This is a genomic window from Lysobacter capsici (assembly GCF_014779555.2).
GTDB lineage: Bacteria > Pseudomonadota > Gammaproteobacteria > Xanthomonadales > Xanthomonadaceae > Lysobacter > Lysobacter capsici.
Genome location: NZ_CP094357.1, coordinates 5446715 through 5467789 on the forward strand (window position 1 = coordinate 5446715; position 21075 = coordinate 5467789).

At 61.7% G+C, this 21075-nt stretch carries 16 protein-coding genes and 1 pseudogene; 10 read left to right on the top strand and 7 right to left on the bottom strand.

Going from position 1 to position 21075, the window contains the following annotated elements:
• Positions 1 to 223 precede the first annotated feature (223 nt).
• Together IEQ11_RS22540 and IEQ11_RS22545 are read right to left on the bottom strand one after the other, a co-directional pair.
• Positions 224 to 2740: a glycoside hydrolase family 3 protein gene (locus IEQ11_RS22540; protein ID WP_191821153.1), complete on the bottom strand. Its 2517-nt coding sequence runs from the start codon at positions 2738 to 2740 to the stop codon at positions 224 to 226.
• Between the two features lie 165 nt (positions 2741 to 2905).
• On the bottom strand, positions 2906 to 5353 hold the full coding sequence (locus IEQ11_RS22545) for a TonB-dependent receptor (RefSeq protein ID WP_191821152.1): 2448 nt from the start codon (positions 5351 to 5353) through the stop codon (positions 2906 to 2908).
• A 94-nt stretch (positions 5354 to 5447) separates the two neighbouring features.
• Here IEQ11_RS22545 and IEQ11_RS22550 point away from each other — a divergent pair, with 94 nt between their 5' ends.
• Genes IEQ11_RS22550 through IEQ11_RS22560 form a run of 3 tightly spaced genes read left to right on the top strand, consistent with a single transcriptional unit; the run spans position 5448 to position 8219 of the window.
• Positions 5448 to 5675: a hypothetical protein gene (locus tag IEQ11_RS22550; RefSeq protein ID WP_191821151.1), complete on the top strand. Its 228-nt coding sequence runs from the start codon at positions 5448 to 5450 to the stop codon at positions 5673 to 5675.
• Complete coding sequence (locus IEQ11_RS22555) at positions 5675 to 6709, top strand: LacI family DNA-binding transcriptional regulator (protein WP_036105843.1); 1035 nt, start codon at positions 5675 to 5677, stop codon at positions 6707 to 6709. The genes IEQ11_RS22550 and IEQ11_RS22555 overlap by 1 nt, the downstream gene beginning before the upstream one ends.
• Positions 6710 to 6725: 16 nt before the next feature.
• Positions 6726 to 8219: an MFS transporter gene (locus IEQ11_RS22560; protein WP_191821150.1), complete on the top strand. Its 1494-nt coding sequence runs from the start codon at positions 6726 to 6728 to the stop codon at positions 8217 to 8219.
• A gap of 185 nt (positions 8220 to 8404) precedes the next feature.
• Here the strand turns inward: IEQ11_RS22560 and IEQ11_RS22565 are convergent, their stop codons facing one another.
• Positions 8405 to 10168: a hypothetical protein gene (locus IEQ11_RS22565; protein ID WP_191821149.1), complete on the bottom strand. Its 1764-nt coding sequence runs from the start codon at positions 10166 to 10168 to the stop codon at positions 8405 to 8407.
• A 119-nt stretch (positions 10169 to 10287) separates the two neighbouring features.
• On the bottom strand, positions 10288 to 10710 hold the full coding sequence (locus IEQ11_RS22570) for a hypothetical protein (RefSeq protein WP_096416671.1): 423 nt from the start codon (positions 10708 to 10710) through the stop codon (positions 10288 to 10290).
• Between the two features lie 638 nt (positions 10711 to 11348).
• On the opposite strand from IEQ11_RS22570, the pseudogene IEQ11_RS26060 reads away from it, so the two are divergent.
• Positions 11349 to 11459: pseudogene (locus IEQ11_RS26060) on the top strand (DUF1508 domain-containing protein); the annotation flags it as partial.
• Positions 11460 to 11518: 59 nt separating this feature from the next.
• Complete coding sequence (locus IEQ11_RS26065) at positions 11519 to 11638, top strand: YegP family protein (protein WP_425494654.1); 120 nt, start codon at positions 11519 to 11521, stop codon at positions 11636 to 11638.
• 287 nt (positions 11639 to 11925) lie between these two features.
• Here IEQ11_RS26065 and IEQ11_RS22575 read toward each other — a convergent pair whose 3' ends face one another.
• Positions 11926 to 12474, bottom strand: coding sequence for a hypothetical protein (locus tag IEQ11_RS22575; protein WP_191821148.1), 549 nt, complete (start codon positions 12472 to 12474; stop codon positions 11926 to 11928).
• Positions 12475 to 13058: 584 nt separating this feature from the next.
• Here IEQ11_RS22575 and IEQ11_RS22580 point away from each other — a divergent pair.
• Positions 13059 to 14597 carry a hypothetical protein gene (locus tag IEQ11_RS22580; protein ID WP_191821147.1) on the top strand — a complete coding sequence of 513 codons (1539 nt, stop codon included), beginning with the start codon at positions 13059 to 13061 and terminating at the stop codon, positions 14595 to 14597.
• Positions 14598 to 15142: 545 nt separating this feature from the next.
• A complete protein-coding gene (locus tag IEQ11_RS22590) occupies positions 15143 to 15739 on the top strand; it encodes a hypothetical protein (protein WP_036105832.1) in 597 nt (198 codons plus the stop codon).
• A gap of 60 nt (positions 15740 to 15799) precedes the next feature.
• Here the strand turns inward: IEQ11_RS22590 and IEQ11_RS22595 are convergent, their stop codons facing one another.
• Positions 15800 to 16984 (bottom strand): hypothetical protein, encoded by a 1185-nt coding sequence (locus tag IEQ11_RS22595; protein ID WP_191821146.1) that lies wholly within the window; start codon positions 16982 to 16984, stop codon positions 15800 to 15802.
• Between the two features lie 795 nt (positions 16985 to 17779).
• The gene (locus IEQ11_RS26070) at positions 17780 to 18097 is read right to left on the bottom strand and encodes a helix-turn-helix domain-containing protein (protein WP_425494655.1); all 318 of its coding nucleotides are present in this window, start codon (positions 18095 to 18097) and stop codon (positions 17780 to 17782) included.
• Positions 18098 to 18178: 81 nt separating this feature from the next.
• Between IEQ11_RS26070 and IEQ11_RS22600 the strand changes: the two genes are divergently transcribed.
• From IEQ11_RS22600 to IEQ11_RS22610, 3 genes are all read left to right on the top strand, one after another.
• Positions 18179 to 18727 (top strand): hypothetical protein, encoded by a 549-nt coding sequence (locus tag IEQ11_RS22600; RefSeq protein WP_191821144.1) that lies wholly within the window; start codon positions 18179 to 18181, stop codon positions 18725 to 18727.
• Between the two features lie 55 nt (positions 18728 to 18782).
• Positions 18783 to 19136 (top strand): hypothetical protein, encoded by a 354-nt coding sequence (locus tag IEQ11_RS22605; RefSeq protein WP_191821143.1) that lies wholly within the window; start codon positions 18783 to 18785, stop codon positions 19134 to 19136.
• A gap of 899 nt (positions 19137 to 20035) precedes the next feature.
• Positions 20036 to 21067: a phospholipase D-like domain-containing protein gene (locus IEQ11_RS22610; RefSeq protein WP_191821142.1), complete on the top strand. Its 1032-nt coding sequence runs from the start codon at positions 20036 to 20038 to the stop codon at positions 21065 to 21067.
• The last annotated feature ends 8 nt before the right edge of the window (positions 21068 to 21075 follow it).

A 21075-nucleotide genomic window follows, 5' to 3' on the forward strand; every position in this document is an offset into this window, starting at 1 on the left:
GAGGTCTTGTTCGCCGAGCGTCACATGCCGAGCGGATCCTGTCGACCAGTCGCGAGGAAGGGCGGCATAAGGCTGAAATTTAATTCGTTGTGCTGCGTGCCCGAATTTTGTGAGTACTCAGACATGGGCCGAGCACACGCCGGAAGCTATGACCAGCACGCAGAAAAACCCCCATGCATCGATGGACTGCGCGTCGAAGCTCGGGAAAATCGCTGATTCCCGTTTACTTGCTTGCCCTGCATCCCAACGTCCGCTCGGCTTCGCCTTGCGGAGCCAGCGCGATGCGCGAGAACGACAGCTGCAAAGGCGCGGAGGTTTCGATCGCCAACAGGCCGGACACCTTCGACAGATTCGCGCCGGCCAGCGCGAAGCACTTCAGCGGTATCCCGAGCGTGGTCCATTGCCCGACCGGCAGCGACGCCAACGACTCGCGCAGCGGCAGCGTCGCGCCGCACCCTTCGCCGCAGGCGAGGCTCATGGCCACCTCGCCTTCCGGTGGAGCGTCCACGCGAAGCGCCAGCAACAGCTGCACGTCGCCGTTGGCCTCCCGCGTCAGGTCCTTCGTCGCGTCCGCGAGCAACGACAGGCGCGCGGGCGCCGAGCCTGACCAGGTCACGCGTCGCGCGTCCTCCTGACGTCGATGATCGACCGCGGCGATGCGAATGCTGCCGTCGTCCAAGGCCGCGGGCAGCGTTTTGATGCCGACGGCGCGCTGATCGCCGGCTTGCAGCGTCAACGACAGTCCCGGCGCCAACATGCCGAGCCCGTAGTACTGGCCCGGCTGCGCTTGCGCGAGCGATACGCCGGCGGTTTCCGGAAGCGGCGCGAGATCGCCCTTGCTGGCATAGGTCAGACCATAGCCATAGGGAAACTGCGGACGGTAATTCTTCTGGCCGACGTTATTGGCGTACTGATCGGCGCGGCGCGGCCAGGAGTAGCCGAGCTTGCCCTTGAAGTCGTAACCGATGCGCTCGTCGGGCCTGCGCAGCAGAACATCGGCGATGCCGCCGCCCTCGCTGCCCGGAAGCCAGGCCGCGACGAAGGCATCGGACGCGTTGATCTCGCGGTTCACCCACAGCGGCCGGCCGCTGAGGAACACCGTCACCACGGGAATACCGTCGGCCCTCAGTTTGCCGATCAGCTCACGTTCGCTGTCGTCGCCGGGCTTGTACAGCAGCGTCGGCAGATCGCCCTGGAACTCGGCGTATGGATTCTCGCCGATCACCACGATGGCGGCGTCGGGTTTGATTCGATACCGGCCATCGAGCGCGAGCTCGGCGCTGCCGCCGGCGGCCTGCACCGCGGCCTTCAGCCCTTCCCAGATCGTCTCGCCGTTCGGGAAATCGGCGCGCGTGGTGCCGGTGCCCTGCCAGGTCAAGGTCCAGCCGCCGCTCTGCTTGGCCATGCTGTCGGCGCCGTCGCCGGCGACCAACAGCTTCTTCTTCGGGTCCAGCGGCAGCACGCCGCGTTGATTCTTCAACAACACCAACGATTCGCGCACCGCCTGGCGCGCGATCGCGCGATGCTCGGGCGCGCCCAGCAGTTCGAACTTGCCGCCAAACTCGCGCTGCGACGGCTTGCCGGCATCGAACAGGCCGAGCCGGAATTTCACCCGCAGCAGGCGTCGCACCGCATCGTCCAGCCTGGCCATCGGAATCGTGCCGGCCTTCGCCGCGGCCAGCGTGCTCTCGTAAAACGGTTTCCAGCTGTCGGGCGCCATCACCAGGTCGACACCGGCGTTCACCGTCGCCGGGCACTGCGTGTTGTCACAGCCGGCGACCTGGCCATGCGCGTTCCAGTCGGTGACGACGAAACCGCCGAAATTCATGCGCCCCTTCAGCACGTCGGTGATCAGCGGCTTGTGACCCGCGAGCTTCACGCCTCGATAGCTGCTGAAGGAAATCATCACCGCCTGCGCGCCGGCGGCGATGGCCGGAGGGTATCCGGCGTTGTGCACGTCGCGCAGCTCGGCCTCGTCGACTTGGGTATCACCCTGGTCCTTGCCGTCGGCGGTGCCGCCGTCGCCCAGGTAATGCTTGACCGAGGACACCACGTGCGCGCCGTCGAGGAACGCCTTGTCGCCGACCTTGCCCTGCAGTCCTTCGACCATCGCGCCGGCGTAGCTCGCGACCAGCCGCGGATCTTCCGAATAACCTTCGTAGCTGCGGCCCCAGCGATCGTCGCGCGGCACCGCGACGGTCGGCGCGAACGCCCATTCCATGCCGGTGGTCCGCGTCTCGATGGCGGTGATGCGGCCGATCTCACGAATGAGATCCGGATTGCGCGTCGCGCCCAGGCCGATGTTGTGCGGGAACACGGTGGCACCGACCACGTTGCTCTGGCCGTGCACCGCATCGATGCCGTACAGGATCGGGATCGCCTTGCCGCCGCCGCGGGTGTCCATCGACGCTTCGTAGAACGCATCGGCTTGCGCCAGCCATTGCGCCGGCGCCGCGTTGTACTTGCCGCCCGGATCCGAGCCGCCGCCGGCCAGTACCGAACCCAGGCGATACTTGCGCACATCATCGGGCGTGAGACTGGAAGTGTCGCCCTGCACGATCTGACCGACCTTTTCCTCCAGCGTCATCGTTGCCAGCAGCGCATCGACGCGCGCTTCCAGCGCCGGATCGGCCGGTAACGGCCAGGCCGGCGCCGGCCAGCGCTCGGGCTGGATCGTGCCGCCTGCCGGCGCGTTGCCGGCGACGCCGGGGCCGACGGTCAAACTAAGCGCGACCGCCATGACCAGCCCGCCCCGACGCAGCGCCGCCGAGGGTCGCCGAAGAGTCTTCGATACGATCTTCAAACCGTGCTCCAAAAGTCCGTGCGAGCGGCGCGCAAGGGCGAACGCGATGCGCGCGGCAACGCCGCCTCGCCCGCGGTGCGGGCGAGGCAGGCCCGACGTCGATCAGAAATTCAGACCGATGCTCATGCCGTAGGTGAGCGGCGGCAGATACTGCGACACCCACAGGTACTGACCGTCGCCGGCGTTGAAACGGCCCGCCGCGGTGCGGGTCTTTTCATCGGTGACGTTCTGCACGTACGCGCTGGCCCACCAGCGCCGCTCGGGCTCCTCGTAACGCAGCGAGATATCGCCGCGGCCGTAGGCTTTCTGCCGGTCTTCGTTGCCGAGGTTGAACACGCTCAACCACGATTCGGTCTCGTAATGAGCGGTGAAGCGCGGCGTCAAGGTGCCGCCGTTGCCGAGATGGAAATCGTGCTCCCACATCAAGGTCAGCGCGAAGTCGGGCGCATGCGGCAATTCGTTGCCGCTGACGTTCATGCAATTGCTGATGCCCGACACCGGCGGGCACGCGGGCAGGCCCTGGTAGTCGTTGCTGCCGGCGTAAAGCAGCGTGCCCAGTTCTTTTTTCGGAATGCCCGACACGGTGAGATTCAGGCGATCGTTCCCTCCGATCAGCGCGGACAATTCGCTCTCGTAGCCCCACACCTTGGTGCTGCCGGCGACATTGTTGAAGCCCAGGCCGCGGTTGCCGTCGGGAAAGGTCACCGGCGCGGACAACTGGAAGTCCTTGAAGTCCATGTAATACAGCGCGCTGTTCCAGACCAGCCGCCCTTCCATGAAGCTGAACTTTCCGCCGACTTCGTAGTTGGTGAGTTCCTCGTGCCCGAAGGTGGCGCCGCCGTCCTGAAGGCCGCCGGATTTGTAGCCGGTCGATACGCTCGCGTAAACCAGGCCGTTCTTGCCGACGTCGAAATCGGTCCGCAACAGCCACGTGGTCTGGTTATGGCTGTACTTGCCGTCGTTGACGGTGGAGACATTGAAGCCGTTGCCCGGGCCGGGGATCGTCCCGGTGGAGATCGGCACTTGCGGCACGGCCGGGTTATAGGCCCAGCCCCAACCTCGGCCGCCGACGTTCTGCTTCTGATCGTCGGTGTAGCGCGCGCCGGCCGTCAGGCGCCAGGCGTCGTTGACATTCCAGGTGAGCTGGCCGAATCCGGCGTAGGAATCCACCGTTTCCTTGGGCTGGATGAACGAGCCTTGCCAACCGACCGTGCCCTGCTGGGTGCCGTTGAACAGGGGAATATCGAAGCGCATCGAATTGTTTTCGGTGGCGTAATACAGGCCGACGATCCAATCGAGGGTGTTGGTTCCAGTCGACGCCAGATTGAACTCATGCGAACTGCTTTTGTATTTCGAGCCGTTCGTGCGGTCTTCCTGGAACGTGGCGCCGGTGGTGAAACTGGTCGGCACCTGCACACCGCTGTCCTGGTCGTAGGTGGACGCACCGTCGAGCCTGGAAAAACCCGCGATATAGCTCAGGCGCATGCCGTCGTTGAGGTCCCAGTCCATGCGGCTGCGCAGCGCGTAGCCATCGCGCTCGATGTAAGGCGCGGTGTCGATCAGCGCCGACCAGAAGTCCTGGCCCGCCCTGGGCTTCTGCATCAGGTTCATGCTCGGCGTGCCGCGATCGCGGAAGTATTCGAGCGCCAGGTTCCAGCTGAACGCCTCGTTCGGCTGCCACAGCGCGCTGACGCGCGCGGCCGACTGATCCTGCGCGTTGTACTTGTCGCCACGGGTGACGAACAGATTCGGATTGATCGGTTGGAACAAGGCCGGGTCGCCACCCGATGCGGCGTAGGCGGCCCGCTGCGCGTCCACCGACGGCAGTTGGCCGGTCGGGTTTTGATAGTCGACATAGCCGTCGTGTTGTTCCTGCACGAACGCCACGCGCATCGCGAAGGTGTCGCTGATCGGCAGATTGACCGCGGCGCGCGCGCCGATGGCGTTGTAGTTGCCGACGGACAACTGCGCATTGCCGAAATAGCTGCCGATCTCGGGCTTCGTGGTCTGGAAGTTGACCGCGCCGACGGTCGAATTGCGGCCCCACAGCGTGCCCTGCGGGCCGCGCAGGACTTCCGCGCTTTCGATATCCAGCAGCAGGCCGGCGGCGGCTTCGGCGCGCGGCGAGTAGACCCCGTCGACGAAGATCGCCACTTCCGGATCCGCGTATTCGGTCTTGGCCTGGTCGTTGCCGATGCCGCGCAAGGTCACGGTGATGACATCGTGGTCGCCCTGACGGGTGGCCTGCATGCTCGGCACCAGCTTGGTGATGTCCTGCACGGTCATCACCCGTTCCTTGCCGAGCGTCTCGGCATTGATCGCGCTGATGGCCACCGGCGTCTTCTGCAAGGGCGTGACGCGCTTGGTGCCGGTGACGACGACCGCGTCGAGCGTCTTGGCCGCGCTTGCCTGCGGCGCGGCTGCCGCGGGCGTCTTCGGCTGCGCGGAATCCGCGGCTTGCGCCTGACCGGCGGGTCCGGCCAGCGCGTCGGTTGATGAAACGAGCACAACAAGAATCGCGCCATACAGCGCGTGCAAGCGGTACGCCATGTCCTATTCCCTCCGGTTCGGACGCTCCCCTCTCCCGGCGCTCGTGGCGATATCGTCGCCGGCCGGCGTGGAGCGGGCCGAGTGATACGCCCGAATGGCAGCGCTGTCAATCGCGAAATGGAAGCGCTACCAATTTGCTCTTACGGCGTCACGTCATGGCTTCCGTCAGCGCCTGGATGCCGCACCGCAGCAACGGATTTGCGCGACGTTCCTCGCCGGGCCCGAGGCCTACGCAATCGCGTTCCTCGCGGCGATCCCGCCCGCCGGCATCGCGGTGTGCGATAACATGATTCGCCCCACCCGCCCCTCGGAAACGCATTGATGCGCGCCAGAATCGAAGACGTCGCCCAGGCCGCCGGTGTCTCCATGACCACCGTCTCGCGCGTCTTCAACAAGGAGCCGAACGTGCGCGAGAAGACGCGACTGAAGGTCGAGGCGGCGGCGCAGGCGCTCGACTACCGTCCGAATCCGTCGGCGCGCAGCCTGGCCGGCAATCGTTCCTACCTGATCTCGCTGGTGTACGACGATCCCGCCGCGGCATCGAGCTACATCATGGAGATCATCGTCGGCATGCTGGTCGCCTGCGAACGCCAGCGTTACAGCGCCATGCTGCGTCCGCTCGAGTATTCCAACGCCGACCATGTCCGCGCGGTGGAGGAATCGATCGCCCAGTACCGTCCGGACGGCCTGATCCTGGTGCCGCCGTTCGCCGACGACCTCAAGCTGCTGCGGCGTCTCGACGCTCTGGGCGTGCGCTACGCCACGATCTCCGCGAAGGCGAAGCTCGGTCACGCGCGCATCGGCACGATCCTCGACGAGCGCAAGGCGGCTGCGGAAATGATCGCGCACGCGGTCGAGCTCGGTCATCGCCGCATCGCCCACATCGCCGGCCCCCCGCTGCATGGCGGGCGCGCCTGGCGCCTGGCCGGTTATCGCGACGGCTTGCGCCGCGCGGGCATCGCTTACGACGCCAAGCTGGTCGTCGATGGCGGTTTCACCTTCGACGACGGCGTCGCCGGCACTAGGCAACTACTCGACCTGAAGCATCCGCCCACCGCGATCTTCGCCGCCAACGACGACAGCGCCTGCGGCGTCATGCACGAGGCGTTCGAACGCGGCCTGCGCGTTCCGCAGGACGTGTCCGTGTTCGGTTTCGACGACACGCCGGCCTCGCGCCAGATCTGGCCCAGCCTGACGACGGTGCGACAGCCGTGCCGCGAGATGGGCCGCATCGCCGCCGAACAGCTGCTCGCCGCGATCCGCGATCCGCAGGCGGGCGCGCTCGTGCGCGTGCCGTATGAACTGATGATCCGCCAGTCCGGCGGGCCCGCGCCCGCCGCGGCGAAGCGGCGCTGAGCGACGCCGCCGCCGAATGTCCACGTCCGCCACGACGAACAGGCCTCCGGTCGGCTTCTGGCAGATCTGGAACATGTGCTTCGGCTTCGTGGGGCTGCAGTTCGGTCTCGCGCTGCAGAATGCGAACGTCAGCCGCATCTTCCACACCCTCGGCGCCAGCATCGACGATATTCCCGCGCTGTGGATCGCGGCGCCGCTGACCGGATTGCTCGTGCAGCCGATCGTCGGCTATTGCTCCGATCGCACCTGGGGTTGGCTCGGCCGACGCCGGCCGTACTTGCTCGCTGGCGCGATCATCGCCGCATTGGCGCTGATCGCGATGCCGAATTCGCCGACGCTGTGGAGCGCGGCGGCGCTGCTGTGGATCCTCGACGCCGCGATCAACGTCTCGATGGGACCGTTGCGGTCGCTGGTAGGCGATCAGCTGCCGTCGTCGCAGCGGCCGGCCGGTTTCGCGATGCAGACATTGTTCATCGCGGCGGGCGCCGTCGTCGCCAGCCTGCTGCCCTGGCTGCTCGCGCAATGCGGGGTCAGCAACCTCTCCGCCGCCGGAGAAATGCCGGACACGGTGAAGCTGGCGTTCTACCTCGGCGCGGCCGTCCTGTTCGGCACGCTCGCCTGGACCGTGCTGTCGACGCGCGAGTATCCGCCCGATGCGCTCGCCGCGTTCGAGGACACGACGCCGACAACGCCGCCGCCGCTGCCCGCGCGGGTGCGCTACAAAGGCATGCTTTGGTGCGCGGCCGGATTGGCCGCGTTCCTCACCATCCACCTGAGCCGGACCGATCCGCGCCTGTACCTGCTCGCCGCCGGCCTGTTCGCCTACGGCGCGATCCAACTGATCGCCGGCTACAGTCGCGCGCGCAATCCGATCACCGCGATCATCGCCGACCTGCTGAAGATGCCCACGATCATGCGTCAGCTCGTGCCCGTGCAGTGTTTTTCCTGGTTCGCGCTGTTCGCCATGTGGATTTACACGACGGCGGCCGTCACCGGCGTGCATTTCGCCGCGACCGACACAGGCTCGGCCGCCTACAACGACGGGGCGAACTGGGCCGGCGTGCTGTTCGCCGCTTACAACGGTTTCGCCGTACCCGCGGCGATGCTGATTCCCTGGATGACGCGCCGGCTCGGCCTGCGCCTGAGCCACCTGATCAATCTCATCCTGGGCGGCTGCGGCCTGCTGTCCTTCCTGCTGATCCGCGATCCGCACTGGTTGCTGCTGTCGATGGTCGGCGTCGGCTTCGCCTGGGCATCGATCCTGTCCCTGCCCTACGCGATGCTGTCCGACAGCGTGCCGGCAGGAAAGATGGGCGTGTACATGGGCATCTTCAACCTGTTTATCGTCATCCCGCAATTGCTCGCCGCCAGCGCGCTCGGCTTCTTGCTGAAGACGTTCTTCGGCAATGCGCCGATCTATGCGTTGCTGATCGGCGGCGTCAGTCTGTTGCTGGCGGCGCTTTGTGTCCTGCGCGTCGGCGATGTTGCTGGAAAAAATCGCCTGCCATGACGGCGATGAAGTATCTGCGCATGCGGTGAGCGGGCCACGCTGCATGCCGGGTCGAGCAGTCGAGTGCCGTTCGAACTGCAGCGAGGCGGCGAGCGATCAATCAAGCCGAGCCAAGAAGCGGCTTGTGACTGAACAAAGGCGCAGCCTGGCCCGGAAGCGCGAACGCTTCCGGGCCCGCGCACTGTCTAATAGACCAGATATTCCAGACGTTTCGCGCTCAACTCCGCGGACGATTCGTTGCGCACGTCGGCACTGAAGCCTTGCCCCGTCAGGGTGCCCTGACTGATCAGGAAACTGAAGATACTCGGCCCCTTGCCTGTTGTTTTGTCCCTGGGGTATTGCGCGTTGCCGTGGCAGCCCATGCATCCGCCCATCACCAGCTGGTCGGTATTCGAAGGCAACTTCTTCACGCCCAGGATGCTCGGCAGCCCGCGCTTGGCAAGCAGAGTGAATTGCTTCTGGTCGGGGTTGGGATCCTTGACGCCGCCCTTGAACAACTGGATGCCCGGCTGGCTGCTCTCGATCACGATATTCGCCAGATAAAAATCCTGGGTAAGCGGATCGGGCTTGGCCGGCGTGACCGAGCTGTCCTCGCTCGTCGGCAACACCTGCAGCCCCACGAGACGGTAATACCGCCACACCGAATCCTTGAACGCGGGCGAGCTGGCCATGGCTTGCTGGACTTCGGTGTTGATGTCAAAGACAGCGCTTGTCGCCACCGGTGGATTCTGGACCTTGATCGGGCCCGAAAATCCGTCAGGCAAAGTGTATTTTCCGGGAATGACATCGTAGCCGTGGGCGCTGTCTATCGCGCCCGCCGAAGGCAGCGTGACCGCTGTCCGATTGGGGCCCGAATTGAGGATCGCCGTCGGCCGCGTCCCTGGCGGCACCGATGCATCGTATTGCAGTTGGTCATACAGATTGATGAGATACAAGCCGGTGTCTTTGCTGTCCGGCGTGGTCAGGCTGTCCACCTGTTCGAAGGTGGTGTAGACGAACGTCGGGTAGTTTTCCATCTTGCGCAGGATGTGCAGGCCGACCAGACCGAAGGTGGCCACCCGAGCCTGGGTCACGCCATTTTCCTTGTAGTAGTACAAGGCCTCGGCGGTGTGATAGCGGCCGGACGCGATCAACTCGGGCGTCATTTCCCGCCATGCCGACTTGACCTCCACCGATTCGCTCTGGCTCGTCGCGTTGGGCGGCAATTCGAGCGAAGCCGGCGGATTTCCGGCGTTGTAGATGGATTTTATATAGTCGTATTCGACCGGATTCACCTTGGCCTGGAACAAGATGATGTGATCGTCCTGAGGATTGGCCGACGGCGTGTTGCCGTTTTTAGGGAAGAAGATCTGGTTCTGGCCGATCTGGGTGTTTTCGTCGAGATTGTTGAATCGGGCATCGGTCGAGGCGACCTTCAAATTCGCCTGGAACACGTACTCGGGATCCAGGGCCGCCAGGTTCCCTTTGGGCGCCGATCCCGCGGGGAACAGCTCGGACCGGTGAGCGAAGGTCTCCCAGACCAGCTGATTGCTGCTGAAGTTGGAAGCGGCGGTTCTGCCGCTTTCGTAAAAGTCGCTGGCGCCGGACGCGGCGAAGTTGCGGCTCGGATCGATGCTTCCCCGCACGACCGGCGACTTGCCGGCGGCATCGACGCCATTCTTCTGCGCGGGGGAATTGAAGTGTATGAACTGCCGCCAGGCAAAGCGAGCGTATTCGGCATGGGTGATGTTGGGGTTGTAGGGGTCGTAGTTGTACGCCGGCGGGGCGGCGGGCAGAGCCGCCGGGGTCGCGGTCAAATCAGCCGCCGTGATCGGTGCGCCGCCCGGAAACGGTGTTTCCTGATCCTTGGACACCGATGAAACAGCGGCAGTGGGTTCGGTTTTCGTACACGATGCGGACATCGCCAGCACACTGGCGAGTGCGCCGAACATAATGATCCTGGTCTTCATTGCCGCACTCCGTCATTGTTGCGCCGCGCGGCGAATCCACGCGATCCATCGCGGCAGCCATGGGAATTCATGAGTTGTCATGCTGCCCCGCTTCAATCGGAAGCGGGGGCGGAAGCGGGTCAGCCCACGTACTGGTACCACTGGATTACGAAGCTGGTGTCGTTGTAATCATTATCGGTACCGTCTTCCGTAACGTATAAGGTGCCGCCACCGAAGATCTTGTTGATGAAGAACACGACCGGCGTGCCCGCCGAGACCTTAGGAACGTAGGGCCCGCTGCTGCCGAACTGGACCTGCATCCCGGACGCCATGGTGAACCTGCCGGCTCCGTTCTGAAGGAAGCCGACATTGACGCCGCTGCCCGAGATCGGGAACGTCGCCTGGCTGCCATCGAGGCAATAGAAACTGATGGGGTTGCCGTCGGCGTCGATGATCTGGACGTATTGCGTGTACTCGGCCTGATGCATCGCCGTGAACGTCACGAGCTTGCCGTCGGGGATGTAGGCCAGGGATTGAGCGGCCGACCATTGGACGTCTGCCATAACGGAATCTCCTTATATCTGTTTGGCTTTCAGGACTGGGTGAGGTGGCGCTGCCGCCTTCACCGGCGGTGATGCCATTGGCTCCGTTGAACCGGTGTTGCATGGCACATGCTTACCGGAACAGCGTCGTCGAGCAGTTTGTGGATCATGAAGTTTTCTTCCACCGGCTCACGTCGACAGCGTCGTGGGTGACGGTGCGGAACTGTTGCAAGCACACTTCGAATGGGCGCTACCGCTCTGGCGATAGCTCTCCATTTCAAAGGAACATCGTTCTCTACTCCCCTCCCAACCCAGCCAGACGCCCGTCAAAACATGCGGACTTAACTAGGGTCTAGTGCTTCGCGCGGCGACTTTCCTTGATCAACGACACAGGGCGATAAGCGACGAAATAGCCTTAACGCCCATGCATAGCCTTCCTGTGAGACGGAAGCACCGTCGTCTTGGGTTCAAGCATCTGCGTCTTGGCGTATCACCAGCTACTACGCTGTTAAGCGGAAGCTGCGGCCAGTTCTTTTGATCGATGCTTGATTGAGCTCACAAAATTTGGCTTCTATTTCGCACCAATGCGACTTAAATCGCAAAAGCATCAATAGCCAACGAGAGAGATGTTTCATGCGTGAAGCAGCCAAAGCGGCGCCGATGCTTCGAAAAAAATTCGATTTGCCCTGAAGCCAGGCAACCACGAGACCATTCTCACCAGCGAACTTACAACGCGAAAGACAGCGCGGAGTACGGCATCGAATCGGTAAAGAGGGACGCTGGGTTCGATGAACGCTGCGAGCGTAGAGACTCAAGCAGTGGCTAGCCGATGCTCAACCTCAAGGCCTCGAATGGCCGAGCGATCGACGCCAGAGAACTCCATTCGAGCGAATCGGCTTGTGATGGTAGCGTTGCTTCGGTGAAGACCAGCGGGCCGACGGCGATGTGAAACGACCAGGCGCACTGGTAGAAGGCCCAGCAGGGCCTGGTCGGATGCTGGGATTGCGTCACTGGCGCTGAGTGAGCTGGCCTGGTCGAGAGGACGCACTGCCCCGCGCGGATCCCGCCGCTCACCGTTCTGCTTTCCTGTAGTCCGGGAGGGCGGGGCTTGCCGCGACGCGCGCCGACGCAATGGTTGCGCCAACCCCAAGTCACGCTGGTCGCCGCCAGGATCGACTGCGATCGCGGCGAATGCGAAGCCTGCGAACGGCGGTCGAAGGAGCGGCTGCCGAGGAATTACGAGCCTGCGTATTTCTGCCCGCCCCGATACCAGGCTCCATCGGGCCTGAGATACCAATCCGGTGTTTGCACGGACCCCAAGGCACCGGGTCCGCTGCGGGTATCGTCGATGAAGCTGATCCGATCGATATTCACCGTTCGGTCCTGATCGTAGGTGCTGTTGTGCACCACGAGCGTGCGCTTGTCCCAGTTGATGCTCTTCAACACCCCTTGCTCGATCGTCGGGTTGATGGAGTTGTCGTGCTTGCCCCAGATCATCAAGTACTTGCCGATCGGATATTTCTTGAGATCAGCATCGAACGTGACTGGAGTTTTCGTCTGACTACCGTACTTACTGATGGTGTCGACATCTCCGAACTTGCACTCGACGAGATCCTCGCGCTCGACTTTTCCGTCAAAACCGATGTAGACAGCGGCTCGAATAACGAAGCAGTCTTTCGCCAAATCGATTTTCGACAGATATCCCTGGAGCGTCTCTCCGTTCGTCTGCAGGATCACCACGGCATCATTCTGAGAAAAGCCCTTGACCATCTCATTCTTGTCCACGTCGTGCCTCCTTCGCTAATGGACGCAAGCCACCAAAGAGCGCGTTGTGAGCGGGCTCAAGTGGGCATCCTTGGATATTTTCATATCGCCGGCCCGCGGCCGGAACCATCGAAGCATGGAGCAACATTCCTGCCGGCCACGCCGCAATGCTAGACGGCAGTTCCGCGCCAATTTGGGATTTCGCGCCGTGTTCTGAAGACTGATCGCCGGCGTGTCTCCGAATTACGATCTTCTGCTGCTTTCAGGCGAGCTTGCCGCGCTAGTTCTCAGCGGCGTGAATCGCGTCTTTCGGCATGCACCACCGAGGCGGCCTCGGCGCCAGTGAAAGCCGCTTGGCAGCGGCTGCAGCGTGCTTTGCACGCATAGGCCCGACCGCCTGCCGCAGCCGTACCAGGAGGCTGAAGGAGTAGTTACTGATCGGACATGGCGGCGCTCGCGAAATCACTTCGATCCATTGTGAGCCTAAGTGAGCAAAGCGCTCGATGCGGCGTTTAGCAAACCAGATCGCGGACTCAAGCAGACGCCCAGGAGTACATCGTTGAGCTAGCCGAATAGTTCATCGTCCATTGCTACGGGAGCCAGCCATGAGCCGCAACCGTTGTGTGTCGCGTATCGCGCTCACGTGCCTCGCCGCACTGGCCCCGGGAGGTCCCGCATCGGCTTTAGCGCAGCCGGTCGATATGGGCACGCTGGGCGGAAACGTTTGCCTGACCGGCAGCACCAACGATGCAGGCGCCGCTATCGGCACCTGTCGCAATCCGGATGGGGACCTGGTGGCCGCCTATTGGGCTCCGACCACAGGGCCTGCTCCGTTAACGGTGCTAGCCGTCGACGACCCTTGCGATGCGACGGACATCAATAGCGCCAGTGTCATCGTCGGCAATTGCGAACTGGGAGCCGCAGGCGAATGGTTTCCCGTCGTGTGGACGGCGTCCATTCCAGGAGGCGCGCCGACACAACTTAAAGCAATACCCAACCACGCCAAGGCGATTGCGTGGCAGATCAATCAGGCCGGTGTCATCGCAGGATCGAGCGTCGCCGCTGATGGATCCTCTACCGCGGTGATCTGGATGGCGGGTTCGCGTACACCCACCCGTTTGCCTGAGCTCGGCTTGCTGCCCCCTCTGATCCCGAGCACGACCGAGTGCGTAATCTCAGACATGGACAACACCGATCAGCCTGTGGTCGTAGGCATTTGCGGACTACGCGACGGTGGAACCGTCGCAGTTCGGTGGGAACCCGGCCTATTCGGATACGTAGCCACTGAGTTGCCCAGAGTACCTGGAGGTTCCAACTGCGTGGTCGCGGCGGTCAATTCAAGTCACGCAGTTGCAGGCACATGCGAAACCGGTGACGGCGATGTGGTGGCCGTTCGCTGGGGATCGGATGGAACCTCGGTTACTTATCTCGACTATCTTGAGGCCACCGGGGTATCGCGGCAGCAACTGGTGGCCGTCGATATAAATGAAGCGGGTGTCGTTGTGGGGAACTACATCACCGACGATGGGCTGGCCAGGTCTTTTGTCTGGGTCCCCGTTGGAATTCCGGATCAAGAGCAAGGCCTGGATATCGGCAGCCTCGGCGGGCCTTGGATCAAGGCCGTCGATATCGCCGATAACGGAAGCGTCGTTGGCACCGGCCAATCATCTATTGGGTTAAGCGAAGCATTCGTATGGAACCCCGTTTCTGGAATCCATGGACTCGGCACCCTGGGCGGTTTTTCCAGTCAAAGCATCGCACTCAGTGACGATGGATCCAAGCTGATAGGCAATAGTCAGACCGCTTCCGGGCATGTCCATGCATTCATGGTGGGAGGGCCAGATCGAAACATCCGACCTCCGAAAGGCAGCCTGGCTTTGGCTGCGTCCGACACCGCGAGCAAGGCCACGGAGCTTCACGGTCTTGTCAAAGGCAAGATCGATGCGCTCAACCCGGAAGCAAAAGAATTTGTCACTGGCATCATCGAGAAAACTAGAGCGCTTCGGCCCAAGGGCGGCGAGAAACCGAATTTGGAAGAGCTCCGTTACAGTGGCAACGAAGTCGGCGAAAAGTACAAAGCACTCTCCGACGATGCCAAAGAGAGCCTGAAATCCAGCTTCCCGACGATCTACTCGATGCTTTAGCGCAAACCCATTTTTTGGTTGACGCCAGCTGGTTTTTGGCCACGCCTCCGCATCGGAAATCGGCGAGGAAGGACCCGCCGATTTCCTGCAAGAAACTTCAGGCAGATCAGCCGGCAGCCGAGATCGCTCGCAAGACGCAGCCGCCGCGACGAAAGACGAACAAGGTCGCTCCCAAGCACCGCGACCCAGGCAATAAGCGCAACGCTTGGTCAGGCCGTGAGCGGATGCCGCGATGGCTAGCCCCAGAAGACGAAGTATGGCTGGAGCATCACTGATTTCCCGATCCCCGGCCTTGCGTAGCCCACGGCACGAAAAACCAACAGGGCAGGCAAAAGACGCTCATCAAGCGGGGTTGACGCAGCGCCAGCACTGACTGGTTTCGGTGGCTAAATGGGCCAGCGATTCTTTACTTCTGGGCGATTCAAAATCGGTATCGCCACCTTTCTGGATCCGGACAACGCATACCTAGTTTGCCGCCGCTTGGGCGGGCGCGCTCCTTGGTGCTACGATTTCCTGCGCATTTTGGAGATTAAGGAGGATTGTCCATGCATTTTGCGAAGCATTTTTTGGTCGCCGGGGGACTGATCACGGCACTGTTGGCGGCTCCATCAGCGATCGCCCAAATTCCCTCTGAACTTCTGCAGGGAGGGGGAGGAGGCCAGGGCTCGCTCTATAGCGACGCATTCTACAAATCGAAAGACGGCTATTGGGTGCTGATGCGTAGCCGCGAAGACAACGGCCTGCGCTGCTCCGTCAGCTACATCATGCTCGACAGTTTGTATGCCATTCATGGCCCCGGAAACGCCGAGGAGGCCAGCAGGGGCGCGGGGCAGATCTGGTTCAGCGGCGACAAGATCCGTTCGCCAGCGGCCACCGAGCAGGTTGAGATCGTCATAAACGCCCGGGGCAAGACCGTTACCTATCCCACCGCGCTCGTCAAGATCGTCCCAAATCGCGGGACGTTCGTAATGTTCCTCGACGTCAAGAACTACCTGCGCAAGGTGATCAAGAAGGGCGAGGACACCGACGAGTTTACTGTCCGGCTCGAAGGCAAGGAAGTCTACGCAGTCAAGCTACCCCAGTTGCAGAAAGCCTACCGGATGCTGGACAAGTGCATGGCCAGCGGTGGCGCCAAGCAGTGATCGGACGTCGGACGGCACGGTCATGCCGCGGCCGGCGCACCCCGCGCCGGCCGGTGCGAGCTAGTTCCTTGGCGCGTTGAGCAGGCTCGAACATACATAGGCTCGGCCAGGACCGCTGCGATTTTCCTCGACCACCACATCAGCCACGCGCATCGCGCCAGAGGCATCGGGCTTCAGCACGAATTGCACCTGGCAGCTTTCGTACAGCCCCTGAGTCGAAATGTGGTCCCCACCGGCGGTAACCAATGCGAAACGGCTGTCGTAATCGCGCGCATAGGTCAGATAGCGCAGCCCGCCCGCTTCGCTGACCACAGGCGCGCCCATCGCCGCCACGACGTCGCTTTCGTTCTTACCGAGCCAGACACTGATCATCGTCTGCTCGGTGCCGCTGATGCGGCGGCCGCCGCGCATTCTCGCAGCCTCCGCAATGAAGCTGTTCTCGTCGTCGACCTTCTTGATGCGGGCACCGACAGCGTCACGTTGGCTTTCCAACACGGCGATCTGGTCCTGTAACTGCTTCTCGAACGCGGCGGCCTCTTTCGCCGTCAGCTGGCGGCCGTTGTTGAGCGCGGGCTTGGGCGCGCCCTTCCAGAAGTGCTCCCAGGTGTAACTGGCCAGCACGTTCATCGACAAGCCTTCCGTAGGCAGGAACTCGGCCACGTCGAAACCCAGCTCGCGCATGCTTTGGCGCAAGGCTACCGGATCCATCTTGCCGTTCGGCATCGCGGCAGCCTGCTTGGCGCCGCGGATGGCGGCGTCGCTGCAGGCGACCCGATAGACCTTGAGCATCAGATAGTTCGATGCGGATTGCCAACCACTGCCCGTGAGGGGCCGGATCTCCGGCGAATCCTTCATCCGCTTGTGCCCGCCGACCATGCGGAACTCGACCGCGTCGACATCAGGCAACGCCCCAGGAGCCTCGGCGGCCGCTTGCTCGGGCTTGCGCGAAGCCTTCTTGGCGCGAACGGCGACAGGACACTTGAACTGCAGCGTAGTCTCGGTCCAATAGGGCTGCTTTGCCGCTTCGTACACCATGGTCAGGACGATCTCGCGGATGTCGCCCGAGCCGTCGCCGATTCCCGACTTGTCGGTCGAATAATCGTTGACATAAGTCAGGATGCGATCGGGCGAGGATCCGCTGGCGTCGATCACCATCCTGTCGGTCGCCATCGCTGGAGCGGCCATCGCTGCCAGTACAGCGCCTATCATCACGCGCGCCTTCGCGCCGGTATTCGCCTTCCGCATGGCCTGCCCTTCCGTGCTTGGATCGGCGATAAATACACTGAGTCAGAAACCCTCGTCAAACCCGGCTGACTCCGAGCCGGATTGCCCGCGACTTCATAACCACTTACCTTTGTTCGGCAAGCGATACGGCTCCGGCATCATCATTCGCAGTGCGCGGGATTCATGAATGCGCATGATCCATTAAGCGCAGCATTCATCGGCCCATCGCTATCTGCGCGCGTTCAATAGGCCTCGCCCTATAGAAGGCTGTGGTACCCGGCTGGAATCCCAGTGATCATGTGGATCGCGAAAAAACTCGCCTGGTAAGTCCAAGGCTAATCCATCGATCCCAAGCCCCAAAAAACGCAGCCTTTGGCTCGCGGCTCAAAGGTGCGGGGAAAACGGAGAAAATTCGGCGACCTTCGCCAAGAACCGCGTGCGTCGAACTTGACGAATCCAAAGCCTGAAGCCGAAAACGCCAAAAACAAGCCGTTTTCGTGAGGCGCGAAGTGGAGAAAGTGCGCGATCCAGTGAAGTTGGTCCGCAGCCGTCCATTATAGTTTGTCCGCGCGCATCTAATGAAAATCTGAACGCGCCGCAGATCTATTGATCAACGGCGGATCGGGAGTTTGGATAACTGATCCAGGGACAACGCTATCGAGGCGGACAGACTAGCGACGACCTCGTAGATGGACTTGCCACCTTCTGCAAGAGCGTGCGGCAGATCAGGAGTGGTATCCGCCCAGCACAAGAATCTGACTGCGTATAGCTTCCAGAGAAGCGAGTTTCAAGGTTGCAAAGCAATTGCCAGGTCGATTAATGCGCCTTCCTCTGCCGCTTCCCTGTCTTTCTGTGTATTGACGGCTCTATCCGTGCCTCCCACTGCGCGATCAGTGTCGCCAGCGGAACATCTAGTGCTGCGCAATAGTCTCGTACCTCGACGAGATCCAGGCGCTTAATCCCCAACTCCACATTGCTGACGTAGGTCTGCCCTCGGCCCAGCCGCACCGCGAACTGAGTCTGGGTCTGGCCCGTGGCCTCCCGAATCTCTCGTAGGACGGCCGCTAGTTCAAGGTTTTCAGGGCGATACAGGCTCTTGGCCAAGAGGGGGCTCCGGAGATCGGAAGCGCCCAAAGCTATTCTTCATATCCGGATACTCAGATACCCGGTATTCGGGTATTCTGGTTCAATCAAAGGCCTTGATGAGGCTTCAGGATGCACGCGATACATCGCACGCTGCTGATTCCGATTACTGTTTTCGTTGCCGTTTGCTTGTGGCTCGCTCCCACCTCAACCATCGCGCAGAACCTCTGGCGAGAGGCGAAGATCGGCATGCCGCTGGAGGCGATTCGGGAGCAGTTCCCTGGCGCGACTCCACCCCTGAGGCCCACAAAACTACGCGATGGAAGCCAAGAAGCATTGCGCCTGTCTGGAGTTTCGGTTGAAGATCACACCTTCGATGCGATGTTCTTCTTCAAGAACAAAAAGCTCGTTCAGATCAATTTAGAGCTTCAAGAGAAGGGCACTGCCGTCTTTGGTCTACAGACCTCTCGAGGTATCAGGTCCGCGTTCGAATCGAAGTACGGCCCACCCGACGATGAGCAAGACTATAAGGGCCCTACGGGACCGGCGTTGTTGCAATTGGTCTCTTGGCGATCAGGACGCACGCTGATCACCCTGTCCTATGCGACTGCCGCCGGGAAACTGCAACTACTGAACATTGCGTACCGACTCGTGCCTGGTGGTAGAAAAGACGACATCTAAGCCTACAGAACAAGTTTCATCGATCTTCCGAGCAACACTCATTCGGGAGGCGCACATGCCTGAACTGAACACGAAAATGCTTTTGCGCTGGCACGAATTGGGGCCACGGGAACAGATGGTTTGGGCAGCTGTATTTGCGCAGGCCGATGAAGAGCCAGTCTCCGCGGCCCATGCCGCCGACGAAACAGTCTTGTCATTGCGAGCGTTGGCGATCGATGGTGAAGCTCGCGCACCGGAGTACGATCTGGCCAAGCTAGGACTAAACATTGACCGCGAGGCGTTTGATCCGTGGTACCGCATCGCATACCAAATCACTTATCCCCGGGACTATTCGGGCCTCGGATTGACGGAGAGTGCCTGCGCAGCGGCGTATGAGCGCTATCGACTATCGAGGGCAGATTTCTACTAGTTGTGCGCTCATTTCGCGGACAGTGGCGCGATCCCTGCGAGCAGGACGATTTCAAAGCTGACATGCTCCGCATGAGACATACCCACTTAACGCATCCATGTTGAGCGACGATCTCGAACACTGCTCATAAAACCATTGAATGGTTCCGCGAACCGGGGCAGACCTACCTTCCCCTACCAAGTTCGCACAGGCCCTCGAGATGGATCTATCTGTCCTGGCTAATGCATCGGGTGTACACCGAAATACGATGCGCCTGTATCCAGATGACCCTCGCACACAGCAGAGCGCGCGTCAAAAAATCTCCCCTGCCCGGCCTGATGGCAATGAGGTCGCACGGTGCGGTGGGCAACGTCATTTGTGAGTCCAGGCGCAAGGAGGGGCGGTCTACCGAAAAATCGGCAACCCGTTTGCTGGCCCCATTTGCCCGCGGCTGCAATTGTGCAAGTGTCGCTTGCATAAATTAAGGCCGGGAGTCATGTAGCCGTTGCAGAGTCGCCAGCGGCAGCCAGGCCAATGGGCCCCAGAAGGAGCCAAAGCAATTCGCCCATATCGCGCTGAAATGAACGCGGGGTGGGAGTCGAAAACTCGGCTGCCCGATTGGACCATCCGCCCGCGCCCGGAATTGTGAAGCAACCTGCTGCACAATTCTGGCTGGTGGCATGCAGCCGTTCAAGTGTGGTCTGCGGCCCTCTAGGGAACCTCTGAATAACTCGTCATTCCGGCGAAATCTGGAATCCAGCTCTTCGGCAAGTCACGGAAAAGCTGGATCCCGGCTTTCGCCGGGATGACGAGGTGAGAGCTGTTCAGAGGTTCCCTAGGGGCGCTGCGCCCGCTTACGAACGATCGCCGCGGAGCAATGGAAGTGACCTCGCTTGGGCACTCCTGGCTGGAGCGTCACCTTGGCTGAGCCACTTTCCCTGGTTAACGCAATTCGCAAGGACGATATCGATGCGTCATTGATCACAACCTTAAATGCGAACCTGCCCTACTACGAGGATTTCATCCTTCGGCGCCTTGCCTCGGTGGGATGCCGGAACAACGTTCTGCTGGTTGACCAGAAGCAGCTCTCATCAGCCTATTTGAGCGAAGCCACCCGTCCTCGCCGCGCAGGAATCGACTACACCATGGTGCCAATCGACGTGCAGGGCGCCTTTCATCCAAAGATCTGCCTACTCGCTGGCAAGAAGAGAGCAAGCCTGTTCGTGGGCAGCCACAACCTGACCGTTTCCGGCTTCGGGTATAACCGGGAAGTTACGAACCATCTGGAGATTCCGGGCGCAAACTGGAAGTCGGAGCCCAACCTGTTTTCACAGGCATGGGCGAGTGCAAGGGACTGGATCATGTCGATGTCGGATCGGTTGCCGTCGGCCTTGCTTGAATCCGCCTATACACTGGATAACGCATTCGGTGGCGCGCCCGGGAAAGCGGCGCCGAAGGGAGGCGCTGGATTCCTGACGCAGTTTCCCGGCGGAGAGTCATTGCTGGACCAGCTCGCGCACGGCTTCGATGAAGAAGTCAGGCAGATCACGCTCCTGGGAGTATTTTTCGATACCCGCGCCGAATTTCTACTCGAGCTGCTGAAGCGATGGCCGAAGAGCGAAGCCATCGTGGGTATCCACCCAGATACGGTCTGGCTCTCGCATATCCCCTCCGGCCAGACCCTTCCGGCGCAGCCATCACAGGTCATTGAGGCGGAACGTTGGTTCGATAAGCATAGGGCAATCGCACATCGATTGTCGGGCATGGCGGATGATCATTTGTCGTCCGTCTCTGGACCGATATTCCTTGGCGATATCGTGCACGCTCCGCCGCGAGTTAGCTTTCCAACAATCGCTGTTGATAGCGACGGCAACTACGTTTCCGTTGTCGAGGAAGAGGGCAAAGAACTGAGGTTTCTCGCCACGCGTGTTGTAACGTTGGCTCGGATCTAGATTCACCT